The organism is Pseudomonas sp. Sample_9 (assembly GCF_004307535.1).
Taxonomy (GTDB): Bacteria; Pseudomonadota; Gammaproteobacteria; order Pseudomonadales; family Pseudomonadaceae; genus Aquipseudomonas; species Aquipseudomonas mercuritolerans.
Map to the genome: position 1 here is coordinate 1 of NZ_RAZO01000097.1, position 4,888 is coordinate 4,888.

Below are 4,888 nucleotides of genomic sequence, written 5' to 3' on the forward strand. Positions count from 1 at the left end.
CATTGCGCTCGTCAAGCTCGCTGTAGCAGTCGTTTTCCAGCACCCAGACGCCATGTTGATTGAGCAACTGCGCGGTGGCCTGCTGATTTTCATGGGTGAGGCCGTTGCCTTGGGGCATGCTCAATACCGAAGACAACAGAATCAAACGCACCGGCTCGTTCTGCAACAGTGATTCCAGTGTCGACAGATCGGGCACGCCTTCGGCCAGCAATGACCACTCGATCACGCGTACGCCGGACGATTCGAGCAGGCGCAATATCACCCAGTCGCAAGGCGATTCGACAATCACAGTGGCCTGGCGCAATTCAAGGACCGAAATCAGGATCTCCAGGACCCCGCGCAGATCAGCTCCGATGTAGATGTCATCGGCGTGCCAGAAATGCTCTGTGGAGCTGGTGTACCGAGCCGCCAGCGCAACCCGCAATTCCAGCTCACCGCAAGGCTGTACGAATGTCTGTAGCTGACGCGGGTATTGACGCAAAAGCTCACGTTCCAATGTCAGCAACGGACTGTCCAGCGGCTGCAGCGAGGCCGGTTCGTCGGCGCTCAACACACACATCCCGGGACGTCTGGCGTTGACGTATACGGTCTCCAGCAAATCATTGCCGTTGCCGGGCGCATCCAGATGGAACAGCGCTTGCGCGTAATACCCTGATTTCGCGATCGAATAGACCCGGCCCTCCTTCTCCAGAAGCGAATAGGCGTACTGCACTGTCGAGATGGATACATTCAGCCGATCAGCCAGCTGACGCAGCGATGGCAGGCGCACCGTGGTGCTCCCCCCTGCATCATCAATCAGCATTGTCAGATATCGATAAACGGCTTGGTAAACGAAGTCATTGTCCCGCGCGCCTTTCACAACCTTGTTCCTGTACACAGCGGTTCACAACCCACCTCTTGGCTCACGGTCAGCGTTCCGTCGACCGCTCGAATGGCGAGGCGGAACCCACCTCATCCGATCCCGCATTTTCCAAGGCGCATTCGGCGGGTGCTTGAATCTGTACGGGGCCCATCGCGTAGAGACGGATCACCAGCCTCACCGGCAAACCGCTGACTTCCGTCAGCCACTTCAACACTTGCTCTGGCGCGTGCAAGCCCTGCATGGCGCGGTGCAGGTCGGGCATGGCGACGAGCATGCCGGGGTGACAGTTGCGCAGGAACCGCTCGAGGCCTTTGCCGCTGTCGATGAATGGTGCGAACAACAGGCACGCCAACTGCGTTTCGTTCAATCCGAAACCATTGCTCAGGTAATCCTCGGCAAGCGTGCGCAGCTGCTCTGGTCCGCCGGCGTTGTCGTAGCTGGACAGCAAGTGCTCGCAGACAGGCTCGGCAACCTGCTTTCGCCGCATGTCGGCCAGCGTGTGCCGGACGTAGTCGTCGATGCCCGCCTCATAGGCGCGCCCTTCGATGAACCGGGCGTACAAACCTCGCACATGTGCCGAGATCAAAGGGTCAGCAAAAATCGCTTCGCCCTGGTACAGCGCCAGGTCGTCGGGTTCATAACCGAGAAATTCTCCCAGCAGTAGCCAACGATCTTCGATTTTGCCAACCATCATGTCGTTGATGTCGATAAAACTGGTACGTCGGCAGGCCTCGAACTCGCCTTCGGGGCGCCAGGCAATGCGGTCACCTTCCGGGAGCAGCTCGCCATAGAAATTGTCACCAAGCCCGTCGAGCAGAGGAAACAGCGCTTCGAACCCGGCATTGACGGTGCCTGGCCCCGCTATCGCCACACGCTGCATGGCGCGGTTCAGACCCTCGAGAAATTGCTGCTGACTGCCTTTGTTTTCAGTGCTGATCATGGCGTCGACACCATTGTTCCAACGGGCAATCTGGCTGTAGTACTCGGCCGTCGCCAGATAGGCTTCATCCCATAATTCAGGGGTTTCAAGCCAGGTGCGACAGTGCCCGACCAGCAGCAGATTGACGCGACTGGCCTCACGCCCCTCATCGCTGACAGGCGTGCGATGGTCGAACGGCAGCACCTCGCGGTTATCGACCATCAGCACTTCGACCCGCGGATCGTCATAAAGAAACAGAGCGCTGTAGCTGCGATGCAGGTTCTGCAGGGCGACCGGGCTGTCGCCATTCCAGCGAAGGGAGGCCACGCGCAGCTGGAAAGTCGCCGGGGCGCGGCCGGCAATGGTCAGTTGCGCCGCCCGAAGCAGGGCCAGGGTGTAACAGCTGTCACGCAGGCCGGACTGATGCACCAGCACCTTGAACTGCCCGATGTTTTCCATGCCGCCAGCGGCCACCACCAGGCGCTGTATCAGCAACTGCAATGCCGTGCGCTCGGCTCGGGAAAAGAAACTCAGCAGACGCTGCAATACTTGCTGATAGACATAATTCATTGCCTGATCATGGATCGTGCTCATCGGTATTTACCCGGTATCAAAAGTTTCATGCCGCGCAGACATGACAATGAGCGCGCGACAATTGGATCAATAAGTAATAGACGCTGAAATGCTAACACTTACAAAGTTGTAGTTATTTGAAACACTTGACCTGAAAAAATTCTCCCAGATGCCAAGCGTGGCGCTCAACCGCCCGTAATCATTGACCTTTTGCCATCCACAAATGATCTGAGGAAACTTCCCACAACGTCCCACGACAAATCATTACAAGAAAAGGAGAAGCAACTTCCGAAACGCCCTACAGCAATTAAACAGAAATTGACGAAGCCAGCCGAGCCAGCCATTTGATATTGCCTTGGACAAATTGAATGCACAGCCATAGCTCATTCCTTGAGATGAAAGTAATCATTCAATTATCAGTGCTTATAGTGTGATTAGAAGATACAGATGGGGAGCAAAAACCAGTTCAGTTGCTGAATTGGTCAACGCTTCGTGGCGGGCAGGATCGGTTTGGGACGGGAAAATAAACAAAAGAGTCCGTGGGGCCACGGACTCTGTTTAGCTGATTTACGCAGGTTCGACTTGCAGGGCGACCCGCTCGCGGCACGGGCATTCATCCATGTAGCGATGTGCTTCGACGAACTCGTTGAACGGGAATACACGAGTCTTGAGCGGCAGGAGCACGCGGTCAGCGGTCAACTGGTTGATGTCACGCAGAGCACGTTGCAGAGCGACGTGATCCTGGACAATGCCCAGCTCCGGCTTGCCGGTGAAGTTGCCGATGCAGTGCACGAAGAACTGGATGTTCTTCTGGAACGCTGCGCACGCCGGGAACGGAGTCTGATTGCCGCCCTGCAGGCCGTACAGAACCAGACTGCCGCGTGGCGCCAGCACATCGCCGAGCAACGACATCTGCGGACCGCCAAGACCATCGAATACCACATCGACGCCGCGGTTGTCGGTGATCTTGTTGATGCGCATCAACAGATCTTCCTCTTCGGTGACGATGACCTTCTCCGCACCGAGGGACAGCAGGTACTCGCGCTCCTCCGCCGATTTGGTCGCGGCGATCACTCGCACACCCAGCGCTTTACCAAGCTGGACAAACGACGGGCCGGCGCAGTGGCTGGCGTCAGTCACCAGCGCAAATTGACCGGGTTTGACCCGCGCCAGATCGGCATAGGCAAAGTAGGCGATCAGCAGCGGCGTGTAATGCACGCTCGCTTCGATCGGGCTGAGCACATCCGGGTAGCGGGTCAGCGCGGTGCGCGGCAGAACGATCGACTCGCCGTACACCGGATAATCGTTCGGACTTTCAGCCGGAAAACTGGCTACCTTGTCGCCGACGGACAGGTCGTCGACATCAGCGCCCACCGCAGTAACCACGCCAGCCATTTCATGACCGAGACCCGAAGGCAGACGTGCCTGGGACGACGCCAGATTCTGGCGCCACAGGGTGTCGTACCAACTGATGCCGATTGCCTCGACACGTACCTGCACTTCGCCAGGACCTGGCTGAGCAGCCGCATGCTCTTCGCATTTGAGCACCTCGGCCGGACCAAACTTGTGAAAACGGATCGTGCGGGACATCGCAAACCTCGTCAAAGTAACCTCTAATGCCATGAACTCTATCTGGGCTTTTGACCCAAGACCATCAGTGGCTATTAATAGTCGACATGCCTGTCATTGATTCCGCATCAAGGGCGGCATTGGCAAATTCCATGAAAAAAGGCCTGCCACCGTCGCAGTAAAGCTGAATTTTCCGGTGCAGAGTACCAGCCTTTCCCCGTAAGATTCATGCCGGCCATTGTTCTCATATGGCCGCCCTCGTCAAGTTTGATGACTCTGCCAGGACTCCAGATGAATCGTAATGACCTGCGTCGTGTCGACCTGAACCTGCTGATCGTGTTCGAAACATTGATGCACGAACGCAGTGTGACCCGGGCCGCGGAAAAATTGTTCCTCGGCCAACCGGCTATCAGTGCCGCTTTATCGCGCCTGCGCAGCCTGTTTGACGATCCCTTGTTTGTCCGCACCGGCCGCAGCATGGAACCCTCCGCGCGCGCGGTGGAAATCTTCGCCCTGCTCTCGCCTGCCCTCGATTCGATCTCGACCGCCGTCAGTCGTGCCGCCGATTTCGATCCGGCGACCAGCACGTCGGTGTTCCGCATTGGATTATCCGACGACGTCGAATTCGCCCTGCTGCCGATGCTGCTCAAGCGCCTGCGCGCCGAAGCACCAGGCATCGTCCTCGTGGTGCGACGGGTCAACTACATATTGATGCCGGGCCTGCTGGCCTCCGGCGAGATTTCCATCGGCGTCAGCTACACCACCGACCTGCCGGCGAACGCCAAGCGCAAGGTCCTGCGCCGCAGCGCACCGAAGCTGCTGCGCGCCGACACAGTACCGGGGCCGTTGAGCCTCGACGACTACTGCGCCCGACCGCACGCACTGGTGTCGTTCGCAGGCGACCTCAGTGGTTTTGTCGATGAAGAACTGGAAAAGCTCGGACGCAAACGGCACGTGGTGCTGGC

The 4,888-nt window shown here is 57.9% G+C and carries 4 protein-coding genes; 1 reads left to right on the forward strand and 3 read right to left on the reverse strand.

Features of this window, described 5'->3' with window-relative positions; all coding sequences use genetic code 11:
• The 3 genes from D6877_RS05070 to D6877_RS05080 all read right to left on the reverse strand — a co-directional run.
• On the reverse strand, positions 1–859 hold an 859-nt coding region (locus D6877_RS05070), incomplete at its 3' end, for a GntR family transcriptional regulator (protein ID WP_130910063.1).
• Between the two features lie 49 nt (positions 860–908).
• Positions 909–2,375, reverse strand: a complete 1,467-nt coding sequence (locus D6877_RS05075) for a hypothetical protein (RefSeq protein WP_130910064.1) — start codon at positions 2,373–2,375, stop codon at positions 909–911.
• A 546-nt stretch (positions 2,376–2,921) separates the two neighbouring features.
• Positions 2,922–3,944, reverse strand: a complete 1,023-nt coding sequence (locus tag D6877_RS05080; RefSeq protein ID WP_064362651.1) for a zinc-dependent alcohol dehydrogenase family protein — start codon at positions 3,942–3,944, stop codon at positions 2,922–2,924.
• A gap of 270 nt (positions 3,945–4,214) precedes the next feature.
• Between D6877_RS05080 and D6877_RS05085 the strand changes: the two genes are divergently transcribed.
• Positions 4,215–4,888 (forward strand): LysR family transcriptional regulator (locus D6877_RS05085; RefSeq protein WP_130910065.1); only part of this gene is annotated, 674 nt, incomplete at its 3' end.

Coding starts and splice junctions, on each gene's coding strand:
- D6877_RS05075 (WP_130910064.1), bottom strand. CDS start 2,375: ATGAGCACGATCCATGATCAGGCAATGAATTATGTCTATCAGCAAGTA.
- D6877_RS05080 (WP_064362651.1), bottom strand. CDS start 3,944: ATGTCCCGCACGATCCGTTTTCACAAGTTTGGTCCGGCCGAGGTGCTC.